The organism is Halobaculum sp. P14, assembly GCF_051195155.1.
Taxonomy (GTDB): Archaea; Halobacteriota; Halobacteria; order Halobacteriales; family Haloferacaceae; genus JBNTKA01.
Genome location: NZ_JBNTKB010000001.1, coordinates 202,069 through 228,383, shown reverse-complemented (window position 1 = coordinate 228,383; position 26,315 = coordinate 202,069). Strand labels below are relative to the sequence as shown.

At 55.5% G+C, this 26,315-nt stretch carries 28 protein-coding genes; 19 read left to right on the top strand and 9 right to left on the bottom strand.

From position 1 onward, the window contains the following. Nucleotides 1-496 precede the first annotated feature (496 nt). Complete coding sequence (locus tag ACQUS7_RS01200; protein WP_435143790.1) at nucleotides 497-1,147, top strand: hypothetical protein; 651 nt, start codon at nucleotides 497-499, stop codon at nucleotides 1,145-1,147. A gap of 28 nt (nucleotides 1,148-1,175) precedes the next feature. On the opposite strand, the gene ACQUS7_RS01195 is transcribed toward ACQUS7_RS01200, so the two are convergent. Further along, nucleotides 1,176-1,529 (bottom strand): hypothetical protein, encoded by a 354-nt coding sequence (locus ACQUS7_RS01195; RefSeq protein ID WP_435143788.1) that lies wholly within the window; start codon nucleotides 1,527-1,529, stop codon nucleotides 1,176-1,178. Between the two features lie 218 nt (nucleotides 1,530-1,747). On the opposite strand from ACQUS7_RS01195, the gene ACQUS7_RS01190 reads away from it, so the two are divergent. After that, nucleotides 1,748-2,368, top strand: a complete 621-nt coding sequence (locus ACQUS7_RS01190) for a hypothetical protein (RefSeq protein ID WP_435143786.1) — start codon at nucleotides 1,748-1,750, stop codon at nucleotides 2,366-2,368. Between the two features lie 42 nt (nucleotides 2,369-2,410). Here the strand turns inward: ACQUS7_RS01190 and ACQUS7_RS01185 are convergent, their stop codons facing one another. Together ACQUS7_RS01185 and ACQUS7_RS01180 are read right to left on the bottom strand one after the other, a co-directional pair. Continuing rightward, nucleotides 2,411-2,701 carry a tyrosine-type recombinase/integrase gene (locus tag ACQUS7_RS01185; RefSeq protein ID WP_435143783.1) on the bottom strand — a complete coding sequence of 97 codons (291 nt, stop codon included), beginning with the start codon at nucleotides 2,699-2,701 and terminating at the stop codon, nucleotides 2,411-2,413. A 274-nt stretch (nucleotides 2,702-2,975) separates the two neighbouring features. Beyond that, on the bottom strand, nucleotides 2,976-3,326 hold the full coding sequence (locus ACQUS7_RS01180) for a hypothetical protein (RefSeq protein WP_435143780.1): 351 nt from the start codon (nucleotides 3,324-3,326) through the stop codon (nucleotides 2,976-2,978). Between the two features lie 161 nt (nucleotides 3,327-3,487). Between ACQUS7_RS01180 and ACQUS7_RS01175 the strand changes: the two genes are divergently transcribed. Then, complete coding sequence (locus tag ACQUS7_RS01175) at nucleotides 3,488-4,666, top strand: hypothetical protein (protein ID WP_435143778.1); 1,179 nt, start codon at nucleotides 3,488-3,490, stop codon at nucleotides 4,664-4,666. A 64-nt stretch (nucleotides 4,667-4,730) separates the two neighbouring features. On the opposite strand, the gene ACQUS7_RS01170 is transcribed toward ACQUS7_RS01175, so the two are convergent. Both ACQUS7_RS01170 and ACQUS7_RS01165 read right to left on the bottom strand, forming a co-directional pair. Further along, entirely contained in the window at nucleotides 4,731-6,095 is a 1,365-nt protein-coding gene (locus ACQUS7_RS01170) for a hypothetical protein (RefSeq protein ID WP_435143775.1), read from the bottom strand. Between the two features lie 2 nt (nucleotides 6,096-6,097). Continuing rightward, the gene (locus tag ACQUS7_RS01165; protein WP_435143773.1) at nucleotides 6,098-9,274 is read right to left on the bottom strand and encodes an AAA family ATPase; all 3,177 of its coding nucleotides are present in this window, start codon (nucleotides 9,272-9,274) and stop codon (nucleotides 6,098-6,100) included. A 141-nt stretch (nucleotides 9,275-9,415) separates the two neighbouring features. Between ACQUS7_RS01165 and ACQUS7_RS01160 the strand changes: the two genes are divergently transcribed. From ACQUS7_RS01160 to ACQUS7_RS01150, 3 genes are all read left to right on the top strand, one after another. Beyond that, a complete protein-coding gene (locus tag ACQUS7_RS01160) occupies nucleotides 9,416-9,964 on the top strand; it encodes a hypothetical protein (protein ID WP_435143771.1) in 549 nt (182 codons plus the stop codon). Between the two features lie 96 nt (nucleotides 9,965-10,060). Then, nucleotides 10,061-11,497, top strand: coding sequence for a hypothetical protein (locus ACQUS7_RS01155; RefSeq protein WP_435143769.1), 1,437 nt, complete (start codon nucleotides 10,061-10,063; stop codon nucleotides 11,495-11,497). A gap of 219 nt (nucleotides 11,498-11,716) precedes the next feature. Next, a complete protein-coding gene (locus ACQUS7_RS01150) occupies nucleotides 11,717-12,004 on the top strand; it encodes a hypothetical protein (protein WP_435143767.1) in 288 nt (95 codons plus the stop codon). Here ACQUS7_RS01150 and ACQUS7_RS01145 read toward each other — a convergent pair. Continuing rightward, a complete protein-coding gene (locus ACQUS7_RS01145; protein ID WP_435143765.1) occupies nucleotides 11,982-12,722 on the bottom strand; it encodes a hypothetical protein in 741 nt (246 codons plus the stop codon). The genes ACQUS7_RS01150 and ACQUS7_RS01145 overlap by 23 nt on opposite strands. A 152-nt stretch (nucleotides 12,723-12,874) precedes the next feature. Next, entirely contained in the window at nucleotides 12,875-13,453 is a 579-nt protein-coding gene (locus tag ACQUS7_RS01140; RefSeq protein WP_435143763.1) for a tyrosine-type recombinase/integrase, read from the bottom strand. Nucleotides 13,454-13,841: 388 nt separating this feature from the next. Here ACQUS7_RS01140 and ACQUS7_RS01135 point away from each other — a divergent pair, with 388 nt between their 5' ends. Next, nucleotides 13,842-14,771 carry a hypothetical protein gene (locus ACQUS7_RS01135; protein ID WP_435143760.1) on the top strand — a complete coding sequence of 310 codons (930 nt, stop codon included), beginning with the start codon at nucleotides 13,842-13,844 and terminating at the stop codon, nucleotides 14,769-14,771. Nucleotides 14,772-14,857: 86 nt separating this feature from the next. Further along, nucleotides 14,858-16,144, top strand: a complete 1,287-nt coding sequence (locus ACQUS7_RS01130) for a PQQ-binding-like beta-propeller repeat protein (RefSeq protein WP_435143758.1) — start codon at nucleotides 14,858-14,860, stop codon at nucleotides 16,142-16,144. A 42-nt stretch (nucleotides 16,145-16,186) separates the two neighbouring features. Here ACQUS7_RS01130 and ACQUS7_RS01125 read toward each other — a convergent pair whose 3' ends face one another. Next, on the bottom strand, nucleotides 16,187-16,519 hold the full coding sequence (locus ACQUS7_RS01125; protein ID WP_435143755.1) for a hypothetical protein: 333 nt from the start codon (nucleotides 16,517-16,519) through the stop codon (nucleotides 16,187-16,189). 472 nt (nucleotides 16,520-16,991) lie between these two features. Between ACQUS7_RS01125 and ACQUS7_RS01120 the strand changes: the two genes are divergently transcribed. The 3 genes from ACQUS7_RS01120 to ACQUS7_RS01110 all read left to right on the top strand — a co-directional run bounded on the left by ACQUS7_RS01120 (nucleotide 16,992) and on the right by ACQUS7_RS01110 (nucleotide 21,994). Further along, nucleotides 16,992-17,711 carry a hypothetical protein gene (locus tag ACQUS7_RS01120; RefSeq protein ID WP_435143753.1) on the top strand — a complete coding sequence of 240 codons (720 nt, stop codon included), beginning with the start codon at nucleotides 16,992-16,994 and terminating at the stop codon, nucleotides 17,709-17,711. 274 nt (nucleotides 17,712-17,985) lie between these two features. Then, on the top strand, nucleotides 17,986-20,541 hold the full coding sequence (locus ACQUS7_RS01115; RefSeq protein WP_435143750.1) for an MrcB family domain-containing protein: 2,556 nt from the start codon (nucleotides 17,986-17,988) through the stop codon (nucleotides 20,539-20,541). Next, on the top strand, nucleotides 20,531-21,994 hold the full coding sequence (locus tag ACQUS7_RS01110; RefSeq protein ID WP_435143748.1) for a hypothetical protein: 1,464 nt from the start codon (nucleotides 20,531-20,533) through the stop codon (nucleotides 21,992-21,994). The genes ACQUS7_RS01115 and ACQUS7_RS01110 overlap by 11 nt, the downstream gene beginning before the upstream one ends. 56 nt (nucleotides 21,995-22,050) lie before the next feature. Here ACQUS7_RS01110 and ACQUS7_RS01105 read toward each other — a convergent pair whose 3' ends face one another. After that, nucleotides 22,051-22,314, bottom strand: a complete 264-nt coding sequence (locus ACQUS7_RS01105) for a hypothetical protein (RefSeq protein WP_435143745.1) — start codon at nucleotides 22,312-22,314, stop codon at nucleotides 22,051-22,053. Between the two features lie 155 nt (nucleotides 22,315-22,469). Between ACQUS7_RS01105 and ACQUS7_RS01100 the strand changes: the two genes are divergently transcribed. The 8 genes from ACQUS7_RS01100 to ACQUS7_RS01065 all read left to right on the top strand — a co-directional run bounded on the left by ACQUS7_RS01100 (nucleotide 22,470) and on the right by ACQUS7_RS01065 (nucleotide 26,312). Then, nucleotides 22,470-22,628, top strand: a complete 159-nt coding sequence (locus ACQUS7_RS01100; protein ID WP_435143742.1) for a hypothetical protein — start codon at nucleotides 22,470-22,472, stop codon at nucleotides 22,626-22,628. Next, nucleotides 22,625-22,807 (top strand): hypothetical protein, encoded by a 183-nt coding sequence (locus tag ACQUS7_RS01095; RefSeq protein ID WP_435143739.1) that lies wholly within the window; start codon nucleotides 22,625-22,627, stop codon nucleotides 22,805-22,807. Before ACQUS7_RS01100 ends, ACQUS7_RS01095 begins: the two co-directional genes overlap by 4 nt. Further along, nucleotides 22,804-23,028 carry a hypothetical protein gene (locus ACQUS7_RS01090; protein ID WP_435143736.1) on the top strand — a complete coding sequence of 75 codons (225 nt, stop codon included), beginning with the start codon at nucleotides 22,804-22,806 and terminating at the stop codon, nucleotides 23,026-23,028. Before ACQUS7_RS01095 ends, ACQUS7_RS01090 begins: the two co-directional genes overlap by 4 nt. A gap of 102 nt (nucleotides 23,029-23,130) precedes the next feature. Continuing rightward, a complete protein-coding gene (locus ACQUS7_RS01085) occupies nucleotides 23,131-23,550 on the top strand; it encodes a hypothetical protein (RefSeq protein ID WP_435143733.1) in 420 nt (139 codons plus the stop codon). Next, nucleotides 23,543-24,979 (top strand): hypothetical protein, encoded by a 1,437-nt coding sequence (locus tag ACQUS7_RS01080; RefSeq protein ID WP_435143731.1) that lies wholly within the window; start codon nucleotides 23,543-23,545, stop codon nucleotides 24,977-24,979. Before ACQUS7_RS01085 ends, ACQUS7_RS01080 begins: the two co-directional genes overlap by 8 nt. A 6-nt stretch (nucleotides 24,980-24,985) precedes the next feature. Then, nucleotides 24,986-25,408 carry a hypothetical protein gene (locus ACQUS7_RS01075; protein ID WP_435143729.1) on the top strand — a complete coding sequence of 141 codons (423 nt, stop codon included), beginning with the start codon at nucleotides 24,986-24,988 and terminating at the stop codon, nucleotides 25,406-25,408. Between the two features lie 71 nt (nucleotides 25,409-25,479). Next, nucleotides 25,480-25,926: a hypothetical protein gene (locus tag ACQUS7_RS01070; protein ID WP_435143727.1), complete on the top strand. Its 447-nt coding sequence runs from the start codon at nucleotides 25,480-25,482 to the stop codon at nucleotides 25,924-25,926. After that, complete coding sequence (locus tag ACQUS7_RS01065; RefSeq protein WP_435143724.1) at nucleotides 25,923-26,312, top strand: hypothetical protein; 390 nt, start codon at nucleotides 25,923-25,925, stop codon at nucleotides 26,310-26,312. The genes ACQUS7_RS01070 and ACQUS7_RS01065 overlap by 4 nt, the downstream gene beginning before the upstream one ends. The last annotated feature ends 3 nt before the right edge of the window (nucleotides 26,313-26,315 follow it).

Here is a 26,315-nt window from a genome sequence, read left to right as displayed (position 1 = left end):
ACGAAAGACAGACGGTATATGCAATCACACCGTTGTACATCGCTTAGTAGATATTGAAGACGTCGCTTTCGAGTGTTACTCCAGTACTGTCTTGATGTCATCCCCTCCTCTTGAATGAAATGTTCTCTGAATCAGATAATTACACCGGGCCATATTTCGTCTGACTGCCGAATATGACTAGGGAAGCCAAATACGGTGCTCTTCTCGCCGGCTATGTTGTTCGAAATACACTACTCAACCACACACATTTCTATTATGTCCTCTCTAACGCCACAATACATTTTTAAGCAACCGTCAGCTAACCGACGTTGACAAGGTAAAGCATACCACCTAAAGAATCGGATCGAGTTCCGTGGTCTGTGCCAGCAGACACACGGATTGACTCTGGTGGCTCTCCTAGTCGTCCAGTAGGGCTCCAATGTATCCCCATCACTGGGCCGAATTAAATCTGCCGCTGGAGGAGAACTGCGAGACACATCCATCAGCCGCAGATTAAATGAGCCACAACACACTACACGACTGGATCGAAGAAGAGGTTCCTCCTGTCGATAGTCTCGAATCCCATCGCCGAGTAGCTGATTGGTTCGTTGACCATGGTCACGAGTTTGGAGTCAATCGGAATTCATGGCCTCGGACGAGCACGATTGAGGAAGAGACCGATCACCTACGGGACACGGGAGTTTATACCGTCCTGTCGAACCTGACGGAGATTGACCTGCTTGCCATCAATAAAGGCGCAGATACGGGTTACGTAATGAATCATCGGACTGTTGAACAGTTCCACGAAATCCGTGAAAGGGAATGGGTCCCGGTTCTTGACGACGAAATTGATCGCTTCTTGGGATCTGTTTCACCTGAACGGGGAGTAGGGGTTGCTACTGATGGTGGGCCCACTCCTGCAGCGATTGCACTAGATGCTGTTGATCAGGATGGGGCCTCTGTAGCAAGAGTGTTGACTAATGAGGACAGCGACTTTGAAAGGCTCAAACTCTACGACACAATGGTAGCCGCCATTCAGGATTCGGACGAGGTTGAAAAGACCGAGGAGTACGGTGCTATGGGGTTCAGAAGCCGCCCGAACAAGTATGCCCTCTCGGAGGTGGCTACCCGTGTTGCGAAAAACTCGTCCTTATTAGACTTCAGCTAGCAGACCCACCTACTGACGGAGGACGGGTTTACATCCGCCATGCGTGCCGCGGATGAACCCAATCCCACTCTGCGAGGTTCTCGCCGCGCAGATACTCGCCGAGCCCGAATCGACCGTCTCTTTGAGTGTTGACGTCGACGGGATCGTCGGCGCCGTCGGCGTCGAAGGAGACGCGGACGGTGCCGCGCCAGATGTGGTCCCAGAACACCGCGTAGTCACAGCCGTCGGCGACGCCGAGCAGCTCGTGCTGGCCTTCATCGAGGCTCATGATGTGCTCGGTCATCGCGGCCGCTTCGGTCGGCGTGCGGTGTTCTGCAATCGTCCAGGCGAGATCGTCCTTCAGATGTGACCCGGTGTCCGCCGGTTCGGTGGTTTTCGACATCGAATGAACGAGTGAGCGGGAGATGTAAGAACGCGAGCCAAGGGGGGAACGAAAGTAGATTCACTTCCGCCACGGGGGGTATGAACTGTAGTTCCTGCCCAGACTGGGCACGAGTGAAGTCCATTTTATATTAACCACTGGTGGCGCAGTAATAGGTGTAGGCCACGAGCGGTGTGAAAGTAATTAGAAATATGAATACGGAGTAATCTAATCGAACAATGGCTATTGCTGAATTACTGCCGTCATGGATGTTGAACCCGCCTGAAGCAATTTCTGTGTGGGCTGATATACTCCTATCTGCGCTCCTGATCGCCCTGTACGAAGGCCAGAGAAGGATCTCAAAGAGGCAGACCGAAATAATGGCTCAGGATCATGAACCAGACCTCAGAGTGGGAGGGCTGAGAGCTGACGGAGACTCTGTAAAAGTGAATCTAACAAATCTGGGTAACGAGGCTGCGAAGGACCTTAAGATAGTGACTAAGACCGAGTTTTCGGGTGAACGCTATTCTGGGGGAGTCGCGAGCTGGCCACTACGATCGGATGACTCGGTAAACGGAGAACGTGTGAATTTCATTGAACCTGATGTCGTTCGGCGAGAGTACTCGTGTATACTTCCGATCAAAATACGCGACCTTGAGACCGGAGAAGAACCCATCGGCGAATTCCGGGGACAATGCTCAAGATTAGTCGATTCCGGCGTTTTAGAATTATCCCTTGAAATATTGCTGCTTGCTGATGGTGGGGTAGGAGGGGCAACCGCTGAATCACTCTGGCAACAGGAAATTACGATTGGCGAGTACCAGGAGTTTGAGGAAGTCTATTCCAGATTCGTTGTATAGTTTCCACAACTCCTCAGCCTCAGCATCCAACTGCGTCCCCGCTTACTGTAGATAGTCATTCGCGCCCGACAGATCCGCGTGCCCCATTGTCCGGCGGATGTACTGCGGCGTCGCACCACGCGCCGCGATGAGCGTCCCATAGGTGTGTCGGAGTAAGTGTGGTGTAATCTTCTTACGGAGGTCCGTCTCCGCGGCCAACCGCTTCACGCGATTCGTCACTGTCCGCCGCGTCGCACCGTACTCGGCATTATACCCAAAGAAGTACGTCCCGTCTTCCTGTATTTCATCGTCGTATCCGTGCCACTCCCCTGACTCCCCAAAGAAGACGAACACCTAGGGGTAATCAGAGCACGGAGAAATTCCGCTGTACCGGTTTCCTCCATGTTCTTCGTGGATATCCTCGCCTCGATGGTAGGTCTGGCCGGGGTTGAACAGAGTAGATGACACGTCCAACGAAATCGCCGAACGTGTCTTTATTCTGATGGTGCGAGCAACGAGGTTAGATTTAGAGAACCTCGGATGAGAACTCATCTACCGACAGCGCCCGGCGGCAGAGACACCATCGCCCCGGTCGACACGTGTTCGAGAACTCTGGGCACCGACATCGCTATTCGACTCGCCACTGGTGGCGCGGATGAACCCAGTCCCACGAGCTGACGTCGACGTCGTCGAAGTAGTCGCCGCGGCCGGCGTACCGAATCTCCTCGGGGGCATCCCGAGCGAGGTCGTCGACGCCGTCGGCGTCGAAGGTCGCGGCGACGACGTGGTTCCAGAAGTAGTCCCAGTAGAGCGCGGTCTCGCAGTCGTCGATGAGTCCGAGTAGCTCGTACCGGCCTTCGTCGGCGTCGGTGAGGTGGCGCGTCATGGCGAATGCGTCGCTCGGTGAGCGGTGTTCGGCGATGGTCCAGGCGAGTTCGCCTTTCAGGTGGTTCCCGGTTGGGGTTGAGTACTGTGACATCAACTCGGTGGTGGGGGTGCGGGGTAAAAGACGCGAGCCATGGGTGGAGTGGAAGTGAAAGTGAATGCTCGGGACGGCAAAATCGATGTCCAGATTTGTGCGTGGGAGGGGTGCTGGCTGGACAACAATCTTGTATCAATAGCCTAACAGTGCTGTAGCTCATGTCGACATCATCGCCCATCTCAGTTGACCGTGAGGCTGGTACAGTGACGATACAGAACCTTACTATTGAGGATGATTCGGTTGCGGAGTACCTCGCCGCGCAAGATTCAGATGATGTAGAAGAGTCGGTAAGTCGGGCACTCCGAATCGGGGTTTCGACGATGGATCTGGTTGAAACCACGAAAGAGGTTGAATACGTTGAGCGACGGTTCGAGACGATGGAACGGGAGTTCCAAGACGAACTCGAAGAGCTTCGTGAGGAGCTTGACCACCGATTTGGCGACGATGGAGAAGTGTCACGACTCCTGAAGGGGCACCTCGGTGAAGATGGGCGGCTCGTTAGGCACCTTGAGGACACGTTTGGTGAGGGCGGTAGGTTCGCTACCCGTCTGGAAGATGAGCTGGGTGAAGGAGGCGAGAAGATCCAGGAGGCACTGAATCCTGATGAACCTGGTACGCCCACACACCGACTCAAGCAAGAAATTGAGGAGGTAAAGGAGAAGCTCACTGAAGAGGCAGCGCGTGAAGAAGTTCGAGAGAAAACCGCTCTGAAGGGGTTCGACTTCGAGGAGACGGTTGCAGAGATTCTCTCAGATATCGTCCGGCAAACCCCGAGCAACGTTGAAGACACGAGCGAGCAGACCGGTGAACTCTCCGATAGCAAGAAAGGTGATTTCGTGGTTACGCTTGGGGACACGAAGCAGCGGATCGTCGTCGAAGCCAAAAACGGAGCATTTGAGGGGACTATTGACTCCCAGATGACGACGGCAATCGAGAATCGTGACGCCGATTACGGAATCTTCGTCGCCAGCTCCGTTGAGTACCTCCCCCGAACGCAAGTAGGGTGGTTCTCTGAAGTTGATCAGAACTACGTGGTCGTCGCTTTGAGCGAAGATTCAGACGAAGAGATTGATCCGCGCTTCCTGAAGTTTGCGTATCACTGGGCACGGACTCGTTCCCAGCTATCTGCTGTAGACGCCGGTGATGACATCGACATGGAGGCAGTTCAAAGCGAGATAAGCGGCATGGAGGAGGCGATTACGGACTTCAAGAAGATTAGAACTCAGCGCACAAACATGGAGAGTTCCATCGAGACAATCCGGGATAGTCTGTCCGGGATTGAGGCCGAGTTTGATGAACGTGTTACCACGATCGAGGCGGAACTCGGGGTCATCTGACCCTCGGTTTCCCATCCTGGCCAGCGAGAATCACTGTATCGGAGGGGGCCTCGCCCAGACTGAATCAGGGTGTGAGGAAGGTGCGTCGGATGAGACTAGGTAGAACCGTTTTCAGGTCGCTTGCTTGGACGATTCGGACGGGGAGGTTGTCGCGGGATTGGGATGCAAGAGTGGCTGGTTCAATGTCGGTGTCGTCGAGGTCTTGGACGACTAGCAGGCCGTTCAAACCGGATCCGAACGTGCCTTGTTCGAAGGGGTATTCGTCGTCGCGTCTGAGGAAGGAGAGGTATTCGACGATCTCTGTGATTCCTTGCCGTATCGTCTGCTTGTTCGTCGAGTGCTTGACCTCAACGATGAGGTAGCTCTGTGCGGGGTCTGTTTCAGGTTGGGAGGTGACAAGTACGTCTGGCCGGTTCGTGTGTTGACTGACGTTTGTGTCGGTGAAATACGCGTCAGCGACGCGTGTAGCCGTTCGGAGTGCAGCGTCGGCTCGAGATGTCGTGGGTTCGTCGTCGGGAAGCGATTTGAAGTCAATTGACGGGTCAGCTGGGGTCTGGTTGTAGTAGACGCTGAGATTGCGGGTACCGTCGAATGTGGCTGCAGCTGTCCGGCCGGACGCGAGCGTGTGGTACGTGGGGGTTCCGATAGTTGGTCCGCCGACTGATTGGAGTGCATCGAGGACGCGGAAGAGGCTGAAGAGCTCGAAGAGGGTTTGTGACCCGGCGGGAGTGATCGTGGTTTCTTGGAGTAGTGACTGAAGCGCGTCGGTTGAGGTGTCGTACGCCCGCCGGTCTGCGAGCAGCGTTCCGGCAGTCCGGTACAGCTGTTTCCGGGATTGCTGGGCCCGCGAAATCATGCGGGGCGTCGGTTCTTCAGGGTCGAGGTCTGGAATCCGGTTGAGGTGGATGTTTCGGTCGACCAGGGTCTGGAATCGCTCTCTGTCCTGTTTCTGGCCGACCCAGGAATCTGCAACCCACGTCCGGTCTGGGTTTAGATACCGGTTGATGTCCCCGAGTGCTGTTTCAATCAGCTGAAGAAGGGCTTTCAGAACGATGTTTTCCGGGATTGCGTACTCTTCGGTCTCAGATTCTGTGACGTGAATACTGGTGTCATTCGGGCTCGTCGTCGCTCGGGCCTGGTACGTTGCTTCCCAGTTGATCCGGCCATTGATGCCGCCCCGTTGGATGCTGGATTCAGTGGTGGTCTCGGTTTTGATGGCCCGGATCTTGTCAGGAAGTTCGTCGACGAATGTTTCGACCTGCTCACGGAGTAGGAAGTGCAGCGAGACAAGCCGGTCATATTCTGCATACTGCTCGGGGAAGTCGATGGGCTTGATCAGCTCCGCGACATCGTCCGATGGAAGGTCGCCGTCAAGGACGTAGACGAACAGGTCCTGTGAAACCGCATCGATGAGCTCGCTGTCGTCCATGCTTACTCGGAGCCCTGATCAAGGTCGGAGACGCCCAGCATGTCGCTCGCAGCTCGCGCAAGGCGCTCGTCGTCGACGTCGGAGCCCTCTGCGATGCTTTTGATGATGGCTTCTCGTTCGGGAACGCCTTCCAGCTGTGGGAAGATGTAGCTGATGACGGCTTCTGTGAGCCGTGTCGAAAGGTCGCTCGCGGCTTCGTGAGCAGTGATGTACGAGAGGATGTCTTCGACGATGGCTGGGCCGATAGAGCGCTCTTCAACAGCGGTGTTCGTCGCGTGCCAAACCGACGCGACGTGCCGGAGTTGCTGCGGGCTGGCGTCGATATCCCAGACCTCCTCCCCGGTGTATTCCGAAAGCATTTCTTCCTGCCTGGACCCGTCGGAGGGGATATCGGGAACTCCGATGCGGACGAAGGTGAACCGGCGCATGAACGCGTAGCTCATCTCATACAGCGAGGTCTTATCGAAGGTGTTCATTGTGCCGAAGATCCGCCAGGATGCCGGCATCACGAACTGTGATGGGTGAACCGGGTCGTCTGCGTTGTTGTGCGAAATGATTTCGATTTCCTTCCCCGGGGCGGCTTTCACTTGATAGGGGAGCGTCACTGACTGGCCGGAGAGGGTTGTGAAGAGCTGCCCGAACGCCTTGTCGATGTTTGCGCGGTTAATCTCGTCAATAACAGTCGGCTCGTTCGCCTGGATCCCTGTCTCAGGGTTCTTGAACCGGTTCAGGATGACGCCTGGATGGAAATCCAGACTGTCACCGTTCGCTTCTGGGTCAGGCATGTAGCCGCCGACAGTGTCGAACGTCGACCAGTCGGCAGTTGCGGTCGTGAGCTCGGAGCCGCTGAACAAGTTCGGATACGCCGTTGCGAGGTGCTCTCCGGTTGCTTCGGCAATCTCGGTTTTCCCTGTCCCGGGCGGCCCCGTGAAGGTGATGTGTTTCCCGGAGCGCAGAGCTGCTGTCACCTGTTGAGCAATTTCAGCTGCTTCTGCGACCCCCTGATTAGGCGGGAAGTGGAGGTCACTATACGCCGTCGCTGGAATCCGGCCGTTGAACTCACGGTGAATTGCGACGGGTGCGACCTCGCAAATCTCACCTGTTAGCCGATCCACGACAGCCTCACGGCGCCCATAGTCCGTATCATCGGAAACCTCGACACAAGCCGATCGTGTTGGGAACTCTTCACCGACTGTGTCCGTACAGAGGTCATTGACCTCGGAAATCGACAGTGAGCCATCTAACAGCCGGTCCGTCGCTGCAGATAGGGCCTCGGGGTCGTCGGTTGCTTTCGGTGGGTCACTGAGGGATGCTGCACCTTCTGTGAGATACAGCCGGTCGAAGGAGAGCCGTAACGGGTAGGTTCGTTCTCCTTCGATATCTTCGTACCACCACTCACTGTCGTCTTCGAAGTGCTTCCCAGCGATTGCACTGCCAACAATGGCCCCAGGGTTCCCACTGAGCTCTGGATGAGTTGGGTCGCCTGCAGCGTGAAACAGAAGTAGATCGCCAGGCGAGATATCGCGTCCCTGTGGTTCGTTCTCTGGCTCGAACCCGTATGCACGGTGCCGAAGTGCCGTTAACCAGTAGTCTGGCGGTGCCGTGAGCTTGTAGACACTACAGTCCTCGTCGAGAAGTCGGGCTGTGAGGCCATGATCAGGGTTGTCGAAAGAGTCGTAGCCGCGACGGTTGAGGACGTTCAGTTTGGTTTGATTCGCATTAGGGACCTCCAGGCGGTCTTTTTTCACAAGGTCTTCCTGAATAATCCGTAGTAACGCAAGAAACACAACTTCCAACGGGTCTACATGGTCGAGTGACCCGATCTGGAGGTCCTGAGCGATTTCCTCCAGACGTGGGCGTAAGTCTTGGAGTGTTGATTCAATATCGAGGAGCACCGCCTCTTCATCTGGAGTCACGAAGGAGTTTTGTTCGAGCCCACTCCAAGCCTCGCTCCACTCGAGCACCTGTGCTTCATCCGTTGCTTCGCGAACGATATTCGTGTGACTGCTTTCGCTAAGGCGGGAGATGACTTCTGCAGTTGCTTCGTCAATCCCGTCAAACGACGTTCGTCCACCACCCTCCTTTACAGCAATCTCGGGGATTGAGACACCTGCATCTTGGAGGTACGATTCGAGCTCGCCATTTTCGTTCGCGAGGATGCCGGCGAATTCACTGGGGCACCGGGAGAGGTAGTCGCCTTGGGTCAGCGCGAGGCGCCGAGTGAAGGGGAGATGTTTGTTCTCTTCGCGAATGGTCAGCAACTTGTCCCGGTATTGCTCCTTTTCGAGGACGTCGTCGTAGAACTGAAGTGGCTCATCAAATTCCTCGTAGTCTGTAAGCCACCGGATGAACCCTCCTTCCTCGTACTGCTCGTCGGTCCAGTCGAATTCGTCGAGCCCCTCGAAGTTCTTGTCGAGTTCGCTGTCGATCGTCGAGGCTCCGACAATCTCGTGGTTATCCTGAACGAGATGGAGCACGACGTCACCGACGCTGCATTCACGCATTGTGCTATACTGGTCGCTATGGTTCTTTCCGAACGCTGGGGAGTAGATCGCGTTTCCGAGGGCGTATTCGCCGGATTGTTTGTATTCGCGGCCTTGGACGTAGGTTTTCTCGATCCAGACTGACGGGGTTTGAGCGTTCTCTCCGGCCTCTGCGTCGGTAGAAACGTCGGCGTCGGCTTGTTCGGACTGGAGCCGGCTTCGAGCCTCGGTGGACAGGTCAACTCTGGTCAGGAGTGTTTCCAGGTACTCTTGTTTGTCCTCCGGTTGTAGGCTCTTTATTGCGCCTTGAAGCGTGCTGCTGCTGAATGATGGCTCGGTACCGAAGTCCTCGGTGAATACGCCTGAGAATTCTCGGTGGAGTGGTCTACAGTACAGAGCCCACTCGTATTCGGCATCAGTCCAGGGCACCTCGTCTTGTGACTCGATGCGTCTGGCATCTTCGAACACCCAGACCCCTTTCACCCCGTAGTTTGGGTTCGTTCCGTCTGCGCTGGTGAGTCTTGCCAGCACCAGGTCGCCTGGTTGAATGTCTGGTTCTGACTCCTGCCGTGTTCCATGCCACGGCTGTCCAACGTTGTCTTCTCCGTGGATAGCCCCGTCTTCTGGGCCTTGGGCGCAGGTTTCCCAGTTGTCCGGAGAAATATTGAACACCCAGGTATCCGAGTGTCGTACCATTGGAGTTTGGTTTCGCGGATGCCTACCTAAGTCTAGGGACGGCGGTGTTACAACGACTTTAGGATCAGCCGGATCGAAGGCAGCTATCCGATTCCTAAATCCTCCCCTAAATTATTGGGCACCGACATTGACGAACCAACCATGTTCGAAGTTAGGTGTCTCTCCTGTGGTGCCACAGAGGGTGATGGTGTGAGAGTTATTCGGGAGCCACAGGCTCATGTGGCAACTGGGGGAGACCGAATGCTGTCAGAGCATCTCAAGACGACTTTCTCCTGTAGTACGTGCTCAACATCGGTTACCGTAAATACCGGTGTCCACCCTACATCACGGACAACTGAATTCGAGACTGTCGAGAGTAGAACCGAATCAAGCCTCAAACTATTTGTTGACAATCGGGAAATCTCATTCGAGAGCGTTGACGAGAAGTTCTCCAAGGATTTCCATTATACGCCTCAAGGGGTCGGTGGAAGCTCGTATGTCCACCACCTACATATCCAGGTTTTTGATCCACCGACTATCAGGAAGGGTGTTCATAAAGTTCAACTTGGGGAGCTCATCGAGACAGAAATGACGCTAGGAAAAATCAGGTATCATGATGACCAACACAGGACTCTTAAGTTCTACAAACGGATCTCAGAGAATCCTGAAGACCCAGTTCGGCAGTTTTCTTCGGACCCTATTAAGCAGTGAATATCGAGAGCATGGAATAGTATAACTCATAGAAGCCTATCTAGAACCGGATCACCAATAGAAATATAACGGAAGAACGTGACTATGAAATAACCAATGTCTGACGCTAACATGTACCTTCGGAATAAAGGTGACTCGACCGAAAAGGTCCAGATGGGAATACACACGGATATCCCTTCGCCGATGTACATTCCGGAGGTTAAAGGTGCTGAGGGACTTCGAGCGCTACTCAACCATACGGATACACTTGACGAACAGAACCCGATCACTGTCCCTGCTGCCAAATGGTCTTGGCTTCGAAGTAAGAACGAGATTACGACACGGACTAATGAACAAGGTGAAGAGGTCGGCAGTCAGGAAATTCAAGAATTGGAAGAAGAGCACCCGCTGGTATTCTTCGATCCTCCTGAGCTCTACAACTACAAAAGAACGAAAACCTTGGTGAACTATCTCACTCGACTCAGTAGTTTAGATAAAGATGAGTTTGAACGTCTCCTACGCGAAGGTAGGCACGCGGAGGCCCAATCAATCTTCCCAGAATTCGTTCAGCCATTTATACATGCGAATATCAATCGAGTCCTGGAAGAAACGGAGGGGGCTGCGACAGTAGCAGCAAATGCAGGAGAGATTGATTCAGCCGAGGAGGCTTGGATTGAACTCGAACCTAACAACTACGAGGGATATTTTGATATCCTCGCTGAAGAGGCGTCAAAGGTCCCGAGCTCCATTGTGATCCCTCCTGTCCCCCAATTTGCCCGAACTTGGAACGCGGATCTCGCTGAAGCATGGATAACAGCGAATCAGAAGATGGCTGAAGCAGTGGAAGATATTCAGGATACTGACGCATATTTCCACCTCTACATTACTCCGGAAGCATTTGATACCGACGCAGATCGCGACACGGCACTAGAAGCACTTCAGACATTAAACCCAGAAGTGAATTCGTATGACTACGCTGGGATCGCACTTACAGTCTATTATCCGAACAGAATCTGGCAAACGAATCGAGCGGCACGAATGGAGACCTTTGTTGGTCAACTCTCGGACATCGCATCGGAGCACAACCTTCCCATCATAAGTCCTCGGTCCGAATGGTTCGGTTCGTATGCCACTGACCTAGGTATTCAAGGGTTCAGCACCATGTTAAACGGGGCGTGGGAATACAGGAGATATTCTTCTGAGGGCGGACCAACCGGTGCTGACCGCTACGGCAGGACGATGATTCCGAACGAGGCGAGAGCGCTCAAGGTCCGGTCTAATAATAACGAGGATCTTGAGGGTTATCTAAGTGCAAATGGATCCCTTCCCACTATCCCTGGCCTACCTGATGTCCCCCCGACGTACGATCCATCTGGATCTAGCCTCACACAGAAGTTCGGAACAGATGCGGAGTTTCGTAGGACCTTCGGGAAACCTCGACGGCTCGCACACGTTCGTGAGGCCGAACAATTCAGAGAGGACCGTTCAAATGGGGTTATGAACCCTGCTAAGGAGTATCTGGAAACCTCACGCAACCCATATATCGAGATTTAGCTGCCATCGGTGCGGTGCTCCACAACCGACCTTTCCAGAGCGCCCTTCAGATCTGGCCAGGTATTCGTCGGGTCAGTAGTCTTTGACACCGAATAGAGACGAGGAAGGAAGAGGCAGTGGTCAGCCATGGATAGAGCAGACGTCAAACTGGAATACTATAGGCGCGACACAGTACCTATTTAGTCGCCGCATTTCGTGAATGATGACTAAGGGCTCAATATGAGTGAGGATGATGTGACACTATTGTCTAAGGAATGGATTCGAGAAAACTGGGATTATGAGAACGACAATGCACCTAAGTCAGTACAGCTAGTTAAGATGGTTCACGAGTGGCATATCGTCATTCCGGGCTTGTTGGCTTCTGCAATTGTTTGCTCGACTTTCTGGTACTGTGGTGCTGATGACCTCACGATTGCTCTCGCCTTCTTTGCGTGTACTGGCGGTGGATATCGGCTGTTCTTCCCAACGTGGTGGTGCTCGACGATTAGCGGCGACCAGGCCGGTTGAATGTCTGCCGGAATGGGTCAAGAGCAGGTGTTTCAACATACGTAGTGGCAAGGATTTGAACCACTACCTTGACGATCTCTTTCCAGAACTCCTTCAGCGCTTGGGACAGCCCTAGAATAGTTCCTAATATAACCGCCAGCAGCACAGTTGCAATGGTCACTGGGATCATTAGGGCAAACGCTGGGAATGCGAAAAGGTTTGATGGAGTGAGGAACCAAAATCTACCCTCTCCTAACCTGAGTTCTACCGCTGGCATTGCAATAGCAAGTATGACTCCCAGCATCGAGCTGAACATAATCGCTCCTGCTGTTCCTAAAATTGCTCCAGTCACCATGATCAGAGATAGGTAAGCCATCGAAGCGTACCCCTTGAAAATCTGACCAGCATTTTCCCAGAGTTCGTCCCAATCAGAGGGATCTTCCTCCTCAATTTCCTCAACAGCCTCGTCCGTATCTACATCAGGCTCTTGCTCACCTTTGAGGTTCTCTGAGGTGAGATACAGGACTAAGCTCATCCAAGTTGCGACGAAATATGCAGGAAGTAGAGTCATCTCTGGGAGAGACCCGATCTCGGGAACTATGTTAAACTGTAGAACGGTGTAGATAACCAGAATCGCCATCGTGATGAACGCAAAGGCAGTCGAGGCTGTAGCCTGAATGAAGGTGTTAGCGAACCCAACCAACTGCTGTTTGGGGGACTGCCTTTGCTGATGACTCATTACGTGGAGAAGATAACAACCCGGAATGTAAAATCCCTTGGGTAACGTGTACTTATAGTCAGAATCAACTTGGACCGCGGCTGGAGAAGATTGAATTGCCTTTCTCAATCCGAGACACGGACGAAGGAGCCCCCATATCTGTGAGTTCGGAGTTACAACCAACTCACCTTCTCTCTCGCACGCCGCTGCGCCGCGGGACTGTACACGCCCTTGTAGTGTTCGAGGAACGTTTCGAGGTCTTCCCAGCCGCCCCAGTCGAGCGCGAGTAGCGGGTCGACCTCGGCGTCGGCGAGCGCGGTCGCCCAGGTCCGCCGGAGATCATGGGTGGAGAGTTCCCGCCAACCGACCTCGCCAGTCTCCTCAGCGAGCTGGTCGCCGGCGCGGTCAACCCACCGTCGGAGCGTCCGCGTCGACGTTACCGACAGCACGGGTTCGTCCGGCTGCTCCTCGCCGGCAACACGTATCCGCGTTGCGAGCACGTCAGGAATCGGTGTCTCGCGGAACTTGTCGCCTTTCCCCTCCCAGACGCGGAGCATCGTTCCGGCGTCGGTGTCGACGACGTCGCGTGGGGTGACGTCGAGCCACTCGCCGGACCGGAGGCCGCAGCGGGCGCCGAGTCCGAATGCGATTCGTTTCTGTGTGTTTTCGGCGGTGGCGAGGAACCGTTCGGTTTCTTCGGTCGATAGCCAGACCTTCTTGTCTTCTCGTTCGTCGTGTTCTCTCAGATTCATCGCTTACCTTGAGTTTGCGTTACTTGGCCTAGAAGGCCTTGGTTGAGAGGTGTTCGGCTGGTTTGGGTCCGGTTGGTGGTTCTTATAGGGTGATAGCATCTATGGATAAATCCGACAGATATAACACATATTTGTCGGGTAAGGCTCACATATGGACCGGCGAGATGTATTGGCTGGTATTGGCAGTCTCGTCGCGATCGCTGGCTGTACTAGCCGAGGCCTGGGAAGTGGGACCAGTCGATCGCCAACTCAAACTGCAACATCGGCTGATCCAACTCCGACGAACACGCAGACGGCTACTCCGACGGAGACCGCGACGGCAACTCCAAGTGTTCGTGAGCGAGCCGATTTCGTTGTTGCCCAAGATGGCTCCGGTGATTACAGGACCGTGGCGAAGGCGATGCAGGTAGCACAGAAGGGGGATCTGATCGCGATACGTTCCGGGTCCTATGAACTACAATCTGAGATTCCTTGGGAGGAAGAGCGAGGACGCATTCTGCCGCGTGTAACGCTCGTCGGGGTTGACTCCGACGTGACCCTCACTGTGACGCCTTTCAACCACCTAAGTAATCATATCCATACGGCCCTCTCAAATACAACACTTCGGAATCTTACGGTGAAGACGACGGGGGACGAACTCACCTTGAAAAGTAGTTCCGTCATCAACTGTACGCTCACTGCACCCGCGACGGTCGGGCTTCTCAGAAACTCACACGCGGAACAATCAGTTGAGGGGACCAAAATTCAGAACTGCCGCGTTGATGGGTCCGTCTCTGTGGATGGCGACGGGATCGTGACGGACACGACGATGGCGCAGCTGCGTATGAGTGGGTACAAGAACACGGTCAAGCGCTGTACGATCGGAAAACAAGGTCCGCCTGAAGTCGTTGTCTTCACCGATACTGTGGCGGGCTCGCGAATTCTTGATTCGACTATCTACGGGAAGATTATCGAACAGTCCGGTCCCAACCGATCCGACGTATACCATCTCGACGAAATCAAGCGGTGTCAGTTTAGGGCCTCTGGCGGGGTCAACTGGTTCTTCAAATCCGTGCCAGCCAAGAAAATCTGGCTAAACGCGTTCATCGGTGCGGATATCAGTCTCCCGAAAGGGTCGGTTTGGGATGCCGGCTCCGGTACGAGCGACCCAATCCGATTATACAGTAAGAAACACAAACTCGGGAACTATTATTCGGCATTCAAGAAGAACGATGAGAATGGAGACGGGGTAATCGACCTGCCGCGGCCAATTCCAGGGAAAGGCGATGTAGTCGATCAGTATCCACTCGCTAACTCAGATCTTTCACAGTATCGATGATATCAAGACAAACCGGGAGTCAACACGACGCCTCGAGGCAGGTAATCGGTAATCATCATCTCGAATCGGGACTGTAAGCAGTTACGATGGTCAATATGAACACGGAATTTGCTTCACGTCGTCAATTCCTCGCAGCTAGCGGGACACTCGGACTCGGGAGTATCGCCGGCTGTGCCGGAAAATTCAAACAGATGGTTCGGTCGGAGCCACCGATTGAACGCTCACAGCCCGTCGGCGACTGGCGACAGATCCACGCCGACACGAGAAACAGTGGACACGTCCCGGAGGGCAACGGCCCATTCACAGATCAGCCACTCGGATCTAGCGTCCGGTGGCACTATGACGACGCTGGCTTCAGGAGCTCCCTTGTCGTCGCTGATGGGAAGGTATACGCTGGTACAGATGGGGAGCTTCATGCCGTTGATGCCGCGTCGGGCCGTTCACTATGGAGATCGCGTCTAAGGGAGGGTGAATCACCGTTAATTTCATCAACTCCTGCTGTGGCGGACGGCCGCGTTTACTTAGGTGCCAATGACGGCCGTGTATATGCGTTGAATGCCAGTGATGGGTCCCATGAGTGGAGCTATGTGCTTGAATCGGACGGGTGGGTCGGAGCCCCGCCCACTGTCGTCGAGGACACCGCTTACGTGGCAAGCAATAACAGCGAGGGTGATTCCCAGGGCACTATCGCTGCGCTCGATGCCGCGACAGGTACTGAGCAGTGGCGTCTCCCCCTCGACGGTGACGTCGAGAGTGCACCGGCTGTCGTCGACGGGACAGTATACGTTAGCGTGGCTACCGCGGGCGTTGATAACTTACTCGCGATAGATGCGAAAACGGGTGGACGTCGATGGGGGTTCTCGGCGCAATTGCGAGTGCCCGGCGCGCCCGCCGTCGTTGACGGGACAGTTTACTTCGGTGACGAGGACGGGTGGCTCTATGCGCTTGATGCGAAGACCGGAGAGATAGAATGGCAGACAACTCCAGCTGTCGGATTAGGGCCTGTGGCGTCATCGCCTGCTGTTACCGAGGAAATGCTGTACGTTACGGACAAAGATGAGTACATCTTGAAGTTCGACCGTAAGACCGGCAAGATTAGAGGAAGCATGGAACTTGCCAGTGGTTCCGGTACTACAATCCAGGAGGGCCTTTCTTCGTCGCCTGTGGTCGTTGACGGCATCATCTACGTTGGTGGTGGTGATCAGGGCTCCTCCACAGAAGGAACGCTCTATGCGCTAACTCCTTCCATGAAGCCCGTTGCAGCTGTAAGTGTCGGAACAGCGATGAATTCTACCCCTGTGGTCGTGGATGGGATCGTCTACGTAGCCACCCTCGATGGGATCTATGCAATTGGCCCGATCCAACAGGACTAGTTCGGGCTTCGACTGTCACAGCGACTCCGAAGAATTACACCCTCACTTGAGCTTGCAGGGTGCGTCGTCGGTCCGTGTCTTTACGGTCACGTGTTGAGGCGGCGCTCTAATTTCACATCTGTCCGCCGCGGCTGAACTGACGCCCGCCCCTTTCTTTGTAATCGTAAAATGAGTTGTAGCGCTCATCCGACAGGTGGCAATGTTCGAAACAGCTAGCCGATCTTGGTCTTCGGTTAGAATCGGCATTTCGTGGACCACAGACCCCTCCTCGTAGAATACCAGTTTAAGTTGGGAGATAAACACCGACCGCCGCTTCCGTCTCTCGCCGAGTCGGAGCCCGCCCTCAATCTCGATCTTGCTGTCCAGGCCCGCCATATGATTCCCTACTCTGGTGATGGTCATATTGAGTTCCTCGACGGGAGATTTGAAGCGGACATTCGAGGTCCACGGGGTTTCTGGGTTGGTCTGATCGGTTGGTGTTCCGCCGGAAGCGGAATTGATCGTACCAGTGCAACCTGCCAAGGCGATACAGCCGGAAGCGTACGCGCCTTTGAGGAATCGTCGGCGACTGACCATTCCTATCAGCTGGAAACTGGAAATGGAGGCTAATAAATTGTCCACCAAGTGACCTCATCCTCCTTGTGTCCGGTTTACTCGCTACTCGGTCGAGAACGCCTGGGTTCGGGGGGTGTTCGGGTCGGGTTGGGGGTGGATCTGGCGTGGTTTTGTCCGACTTTCCACCACTTCCCGGACAGCTCAACCTGTTCCAACTAATCTCCGACTATCGTAGACCTACTTCAGTCAGATTCACGTTACTGTAATGAAATAGCCAAATAGGTTTACCGACATGACGGATGAGGATCTGCTAAATCAGCTGACCCACCATTGGGACCACGTACGACATATTGACAAAATCCGTTATAGCTCTACTAATATCTATTCGGGGGTCATCCTCGGTTTGATCACTATCTCAACTGGGTTTCCGACTTTCCAGATACCTCTGCTTTTGACTGTGACATTTGTATCTATCGTAGGGATAACCACACATCTGAAACTAGGACTTGAATACTATCAATGGGCGTCACATGCAATCTTCATCGAGGAGCAGATCGGTGTTGATGGGGTTTCTGCCAAACCTTCCGGGTTATATGGAAATGAATACAATCAGACACTGATGTCGGTGCTATCCAAGATCCTTACCTCGCCTGTCGATTTATTCAGTCCCGATGAAGTAGCGACAACTGAGGTACTGAGTCCGTCTCACTGGCAGATGAGCCTCCAGATTATCGGACTTAGTTTAGCCGTGACCTGGTTGCTCGCAATTCTATTCGAGAGGTACCTTGGACAAAATGACATACTCTCTATTTTGGCATTCTCAACCTCTTTTAGTGTATTGTTGTTATGGGTGGTGTACCGATATGCACATCTAAAAATCGAAGCGATTGATTCCAGAATTGATAGCCTAGGGGATAAAGAGATTACATCGGTGAATCGTCGTTCGGGCGAGCAAAGTTCCGAGGGCGTTGAATCTGAGACTGATGCTGCGACTAGTACTGAGGACGGATGAAGAACGTATTACAAGGGGTAGATTCACTGGTTCGGGATTGGAAAGGGGTTGGCCAAGTAACATTACCGATTTTGTCGGGGTCTTTCTGATTCCGCTACTGAATAAACGAGACGTATCTCGTTGGACCCTCCCTAACTAGTTTGGCGAAATAATGAGTGTCCACAACACCACTGGTGAACAAAAGGCGGTATGCCAAAACTACGGGTCCCATCTAGTTGAACGTCTAAGTTGACCTCAGATAGTTTTATCAGATGCTCTTACTATTTCGCAGGCAATGGATGAGTCTACAGGTCGTGCATTTGGGAAGTCAGAAAAAATAGGATTGGAACTAATTTATGAATCAGAAGGAATTCATCAAGTTGAATTTTGGAAGGAGTTAGACGTTTCCTCACGAGGGGGGAGCCGAATTGCTGCGTTCCTCGAAGACAGAGGGTACATCGAACGCACTGAAACCACACTTGATGGAGAGAATACCTATTACTTGACTCCTATCGAGGAGGCCAAGCACCTTCCAAGTATTTTGCAGCGGATTCTTGAGAGCTATCCTGGATCAGAGCAGAATGATCGTGGTCCTAAAAACAGAGGTTACAAAACGAGTGACTTCCCTGATCTTCAAAATCTGATCCGTGACCGAACAGAACCAGCTGTAGAGGCCGCTCTGGGTAACCAGAGTGGTGACTACACTATCAGGCCAACACTCGGTCAGGGGGCGATCTCTGATATACCCTATATCCCGATCGAACGATCTGACGAGACCACGACGACTCAAGCCGGAATCTATGTAGTTTATTTATTTGATCCGCACAAAAGGCGGCTCTATCTGACCCTGAATCAGGGGTCAACCGAGGCAATGCGAACATCGAGTCGAAGTGGGATCAACCCAACCGCTGCCACTATTCTCGAACGCCATGCAGAGCGTTACCGAGAGATCATCGACATTCCCGATGGGTTTGCACCGAAACAAGCCGAACTTTCGTCGGAACTCAACCGTTCTGGAGTCTACAACAGTGGGACCGTCTTTGTGAAAGAATATGACCTCGATGATCTGAGTAACACCGGATCTGTGGTCTGCGATCTCATTACGGCCGTTGAAACGTACGACCGCTTTCTCGATGTACTATATGCAACACCCGAGTTCAATATCAATAACAAAGATGTGTGGACTATCTCCCCCGAGGGTGGGGAATTTTGGCCAACTTGGGTAGAGAATGAATTCGCCTCTATCGGTTGGTCGGTTGATGATATTCCGGATGATCCCGGTAGCCCGACAGGCCAACGAGTCCAGGATTCCGAACGTCAAATATACAATTTTCAACACGAGATCGAGGCAGGGGACATTATTATTGCTGGATCTCGGGTGAATTCGATCGATGTCGCCTATGGTGTCGGGCAAGTCACTGCTTCCTTCGACGACTTCCCGGATGTGAAGGGTGTGGAAACACACGACGATATTGCTGCTAGTGTCGACTCTGAGGAGTTCGACCACTCTCAGTTCGTCGGTGTTGACTGGATGACCGTGGGTACTGTCGATCCGGAGGGTGGAGTATCAGTAAATTGTCTCAAGCCAGGTAATGAACTGTTCCATCAATGGACCGTACACAAGTTCGAGCCAAGGTTGGATCATTTTATCGGGGCCCTGAGCCGCCGGTTAGAGGTTGCTGATGTCGCTGGCGATGTTGAAGGTTCAATAAACGATTTTGTGGAGATGCTCGGAGTCGAACGGGTCGACGACGAGTTTGGAAATAGAAAAGAGAAATCCGGAGAAGACGAGACCGAGGACGACCCTGTAGATACTTTCGATGACTGGCAGGCTAAACGATCTTCTATCATCGAAACGAGCGGTGACGACATCGAAATACCGGAGCTCGTCTTCACGTCTGATCAAAAGACACGAATCCTGAGTCGGATTCAGTCTGCTCTCGAAAACGGAAAACACGTGATACTCACTGGCCCACCGGGAACTGGAAAAACCAAATTAGCCAGAGAGGTCGCTCGCCATTACGTCGATGAGGACCACGAAATGGTTACAGCGTCTGCTGATTGGTCGACTTTCGACACCATCGGTGGTTATCGACCGGAGACTGATCGGAGTCTCGAATTCCACCCTGGGGTGTTTCTGGATCGTTTCATGGCGGATGAAGAAGGAACGCCGGCGAATGAGTGGCTGATTATCGACGAGCTCAATCGTGCCGATATCGACAAAGCGTTCGGCGCGCTCTTTTCGGCGCTTACTGGGGAGACTATCAGGCTTCCCTTTGATGGAAAGAACGAGAAACCAGTAACGCTCGTCGGTGACCCTACCGACACCGAAGTCTCCTCACTGGACTCGAACCATTACTTCATTTCGCCCGATTGGCGACTTCTGGCGACGATGAACACCTATGACAAGACCTCACTGTATCAAATGAGCTATGCGTTCATGCGGCGCTTCGCTTTCATTCCTGTGTCGGTCCCTTCTGTAGACGACATCGAAGAAGACCTTATCCAGGAGTACGCTGAAGCTTGGTTCGGTACGACTGTCCCGGAGGAAACAGCGAGTATCACCGTCGAACTCTGGAAGACAATCAACGAGGTTCGAACCATTGGCCCAGCGATTGTTCGGGATATCCTTGCTGAGGTTCGTCATGGCGATTCCACGGACTACACAGATGCTCTAATCATGTACGTCATGCCCCAACTTGAGGGGCTCCCAAAGACGAAACAGCGGGATTTCCCGGACAAGGTTGAATCGGTGAATGAAGATGACGCAGATATCGTCGATACAGAACAACTGAAACAGTTCGCTCGAGATTACTTCGAAGTCGAATTCACCGACGAAAATGGGAGTTGACGCAACCGGACCAGAGCAGGACGATCTACGAACTCCGGCTGAGGAACTCGTTAGAGAAATCGCCTCCTCGTTCAGTGTCTACCTCGGACGAGGTATCCAGTTAGACTCGATCCTCGAAAATGTCGATCCCACACTCAATATCGAGAATCTAGATGAGTTGCTGGATATTCACTTTCTCTTGTCTGGAGAGAAATTGTCTGCTCAGGCCGAACAGCGACCACCGCAGTTGGAGGTAGATGTCCCAGTCACCTTGGATTACGGTGTGATGGATTTTATATCGTTACTTCGACGGCGTCTCCGCCGGATTCATACTACCACGAAACACGAAACGCAACAGTTTGAGGGCGAACTCCGGGGTCGGATCAATTGGCAGGAAACAATCAAGGCCCGCTATCGAGAAGGCGATCCTGACTCGCTCACTTTCGCCTGTGAACTTACGGAAGAAACGGTGACTACGCCTGAGAACCTCGTCCTCTGGGAATTGTTGACGACTGTTCGCGACGCTCACAGCCGAGCAAGTGATCTTGTTGACCAGGACGAGGCCACGTGGTTTGATCTCTGGACCAACGATTCGATGCTCCAAAACCACCTCGAAGCCGGACTCACCGACGTCTATTTGAGCCCCCTCAAGGACGCCGACGTGACAGTAAGCGACCGAATGATCAGAGCGGTCAGCGAATCGCGGAGCCCACTGTACCGTGAAGCGGCAGAGCTCCTTAACTGGTATCGCAGACTCAAGCGCCACGACATCGACGACAGTGAAGCAAAATCGCTTCTTGGGCGCCAACTCTTCTATCCTGATCCTAAACGTGAGGACTACGACGAAGTCCCTACCCTCTTTGAATTGTATTGGGTCTTCAGATTGCTGGAGGCGTATGACAATCCCAAACTCCAGTTGATTACTGGACCTACTGACCTGGTTGCTGCCTGGCGAGAGTCCGGAGCACAGTACGAACTCTACCATGACTGGACTGGGGGTGATTTGCTCACGTTCAAACCTCCCGTCTTCGACCGTGAGGACCTGGGGGAGTCCAAAGACGAAGACCGTTATCTGCGGCGGTTGGATCACCTCCTGAACAAGCAAACGAAGTCCACCGATGCTGTCTTCGGCCACCGGCGCCCAACCAATCCGGATGAACTCCGCCCCGATTTCGTGCTACTGAGGCGGGATATCGACACTGACGAGATCGAGCGTATCGCAATTGGCGAGGTTAAGTATACTAGACTGCAGTCGACCGCCGCCGATGGTCTGGAAGAACTGTTGGAGTACATGATCTACGCCCGGAACGAGAAGAGCAGACCAGGATCCCGATACTTTACCACTGGCCCAGATCACTTCGAGACACCGTCTGTACACGGATTCTTGTGTATTGATCGGGTCCCCCATTCTGTCGTGGAGGAGCCGTCTGTTGAAATACTGGAATATGATGATGAGGTTTCACGGCCCTTTTAAAATGGAACGGTTAGGGGATTGGCCGAGTAGTGGTTACTGAAATAGCTCTAATATGATTAATCGGCAGTTTGCGACTGCCCGAATGCGTCTTGGTTCATGAGTCGTTGTGCTGCGAAGCGTTCGACGACCTCGGTGTCTTCGACCTCCGGGATGCGCGTGTCGTCGACGAACCTGACCAGGTAGACTCGTCGGCCGAGTCGGTCGACAACGACGTTCTGTTCGGCGGGGAGAGCACCGTCCTCGAGGATTTCGTCGCGTTCCAGGTCGTCTTTCGGGATGGTGACGACGCCGCTGCCGCTTTTCTTCTGAAGCGTCTGCATATCACGCGCCGACCTGTCCGGGGGTAATAAAGGACTGGTACGTGACCCCTTCGTGGTCACCTGCGGTGTTTCTGAGGGCTGTTTGGCGAGCTAGTTTACCACGGGGACGGCTCGGCGAGTCCATCGGCCGGTTGGGTAGGCCGGCCGATACGCACATGACGACCGACAATCCGCCGCCCCGCGAGGGCGGCCACGACGACGGCTTTCAGGAGTACCGCATCCACCGGAGCGACGAGCCCGTCCTGGCTCTATCCGTCCAGGACGTCGCTCGCGTCGACGAGGATCTCCGTGACGTCGTCGGAGGCGCTACATGACCGAGTGTCCGTGGCCGGGGGAGTGCGACGGCGATGCAACTGAAACCGTGACGGACGGCTCGGTGACCGGCGAGTTCTGCGAGCGGCACGCGAAGCGGCTTCGGAACGGTGAGCCGTTCTCGACGCGGCGTGGCGCCGGCGACGTCGCCGAGGTCCTCGAGGAGGTACTGCGCGCATGAACCGGCGGAGCGCGCAGTGGCTCGTCCTGGTTATCGGCGTGTCAGTCTGCCTGTTCGGCAGCTACGTGGCTGTCCGTGAGGCGCTGCTCGCTGGTCCGGTCGTGACGGCGGCTGAGGTGGCGCTGGTCACGGTCGCCACGCTGGTGGCGCTGGCGCCTGTCGCACTGACTTTCACAGCACGGCGTAGCCGGCCGGAACCCGGCGCAAACGCAACTACATGAGCGAACACATCGACACAGACGAACCGACCGACGAACCGGAGACTCGCGAACGAGTCGACCCCGACGTCGAGTGGCGTGACTACTCGGAGCTGGAGGAGACCGATGCCTGAGGGCCAGGTCGCCGTCCGGGAGCGCGGCGAGGAGGCAATCATCGAGACGCCGAGCCTGGACAGAGAGATCCGCGTCGATCTCGACGGCGGCGGCTCTGGAGAAGCGAACGTCCACGTACCGACGGGGACGGCGACTGTCCACGACGACAGCCTCGGTACCGACGAGGAGGAGGCCGACACCGCGACGACTGACGGCGGATACGCACGGCCGACGGAGCGTGTGACGCTCCGCGGCACCGGCCTCGATGAAGAGCAGGGCTGGCTGGCCGGTCTCGGTGGCATCGCCTGCGTCGTGCTCGCGACGCTGCCGTCCGCGGCGCCGTGGGCTGCGGGCGTTGCAGGGCTCAGTCTCGCGTATCTGGGTGCGCGTGCGAAGTTCGGGCTGGCGGCGACCGGGGGTGACGATGCGTAAGCACCTCCATACGGCGGCGGTCGTGATGATGGCGCTGCTGGTCGCCGCGGCAGCGCCGGCGGCGGCAGCGGACCAGAAGGCCATCGACCGGTCGTCCGACAAGACGCCGGCGCTCGAGCTCACCGGGACGTTCGTCGACCACATCGAGACGGTCGGCGATGCGGACGGGAACTGGACGCAGTTCGAAGACGACAACGGGAACGTCGCGAACGTCTCGGGGCAGACCCAAGACGTCGACAATCCGTTCACGCTCGACCCGGCGAAGATCGAGCGGCCGGGCGCGACGAATCGGACGACGTTGAACGCGAGCGCGTGGTCGACGAGCGGGCTGAACGTCTCGTCTGCCACCGGTGACGTCCACGGGGTCACGGTTGACGCCCAGCTGGGCTCGACGGAGAACGCGTCCGCGACGCTGACGGAGGTCTCGAAAACGACCGACGTGAGCAAGCGCGTCGTCTGGGTCGCGGTCGACGTCCAGACGCTGAACGGGACTGCTGCCATCGTCTTCGAAGACGGAACCGGGGACGAGAAGCGCGTCCACCTGAACAGTTCGAAGAGCACGACAACGACCGACGTGCTTGCGGACGGCACGGGGTCGTTCGTCATCCAGCAGAAGTTCAGTGCCCTTGCGACGGAGGGGTCGGGCGACGGCACGTTCGACGCTGTCGAGACTGTCTCCATTGTCGCTGCGGGCGGCGAGGTGTCTCTGACGGTCACCGAACTGTCGGTTGACCGGCTGTCGAAGGTGAGCTACGGCGACCACATGGCCGACACGGACGGCGACGGGTCGCTCGAGGAGTCCACGATGTACGAGCCGACCGGGACGTACAGCATCGGCGGGCTCGACTCGCTGTCGACGACGTTCGACAACGCGACGGTGTACGACTACGAGGTCGCCTACAAGCAGTACGGGCAGAACGTCAAGTACGAGTGGAACGATGAGCTGGCCGAGGAGTACCAGTACGACACCGCGCTGGATGCGTACTGGACGTTCAGCTTCCCGTCCGCGCAGGACGTCGACCTGCAGAACGCGAAGCTGACGGACACGGTGGCGCTGCCGACGAGCCGGCTGCTGACCGCTGAGTACATCGAAGGCGCCGGGAACAAGACGTACGAGGAGCTCTCCGACTCGACGGCGTGGTCGGACATTTCGCAGTCGTACGTCGACGCCGGCGACAACTCGACGGTCACCATCGACTCGTCCTTCCAGGACGGTGTCTCCTACCGGGTCCATCAGACGTGGCTCTACGACGACGGTGAGAAGAGCGACGTGCTGACCGACACGGGCGGCATCGGCGTTCCGATGGTCGGCGGCGGTATCGTCTCGATGATTCTGGGGCCGCTCGGCGCCATCGCCACAGCGATCACCGGCTACGTGGCGCTCTTCACTGGCTTCTTCGGCCGCGTGTGGACGCGGGTCGTGGGGTGACGTCGGATGGCAAAGTCGGTCGCAGACATCGTCGAGGCGGCTAAGGAGTCGAAGCTCGGGAAGATCGTCACAGGCATCGTCATCGGCGGGCCGCTCGCGACCATCGGGTACGCGCTCAGCTACGGCGTCCGGAGTATCCAGGAACTCATCACCGGTACAATCGGCGCGCTGGAGACCGTGACAGTCGGGAACATCCAGGCGCTGTTCGGCAGCTTCCCGACCATCCTGAACGCCGGTGCAGAAGGCACGGCGTCCTCGCTGGCCAGCTGGGGTATCCTGGCGTGGCTGGTGTCGGTCGTCATCATCTTCGCGACGCTGTGGATGGTCTCGAAGGCGTACGACCGGCTGAACATCGAGACGCTGTCGGGACTCGACATTCCGGTCATCGACCGGTTCCAGGGCTCGGCGGCCGAAGACGAGGAGGCGTAGCCGATGCGGGGGTCGTCTCATAACTGGACGACGCCCGGCGCGGTGAGCAGCAGCACCGGCGAGGTGGGGCTGTGAGCGCAGACATCGACGACGGAACGGCTGGCGGCTCGACGACCGAAGTGATCACCGAGTTCACCATCGAGAACCTGAAGAAGGCGTTCTCGGTGTCGGACTACATCAACCCGAACGCTAGGACGCTCGGCGGAACGGTGATGCTGGCGTCGCTGGTTCGGGACTTCATCAAGGGCGGGTTGTCGTTCGTCGGCTACGGCTTGGCGGCGAACATCATGACGGTCGTCCAGTTCAACCTGCTGTTCGTCGACGCGCTCGCTGCGTTCCTGCAGGCCTGGTACGGGTCGCTGTACGGCGACGGCATCCAGCAGTCCTGGCAGGCGGCGATGCTGACCGCGCAGACACAGCTGCAAAGCGGCGGCATCTTCGCGTGGTTCATCGCGGTGCTGGAGTTCCTCGCCATCATCTGGCTCGGCGTCACCGTCGCCCGGAGGCTCGCGCCATGAGCTCGGGCACGTCCAGCGGCAGCAGCGGCGGCGGGATTACGGCCGCGGTCGTCCGGTCAATCGCGGCGACGGTCGTCCGGAACACGGTCGGGAACTGGGTCGTGAAGGCGGGGATCACCATCGGGTCGTTCGTCGTGTGGGCGGTCTACACGCCGATTGACATCTGGGGGGATGCGGTGACGACCATCACGAGCTCGGTTCGGTCGGGCGTGTTCCCTGCTATCGACGCGGTGGGTTCGGCGCTGGACGGGATCGTCGCAGGAGCACTGCCGAACGGCGGCCAGACGGTGCTGGCGCCGCTGATTGTGTGGGTCATCTGGCTGGCACTGGCAGCCGTCGTAGTGTACGTCATCGGGCAGATAATCACGCTGCTCGACCCGAGGTAACCG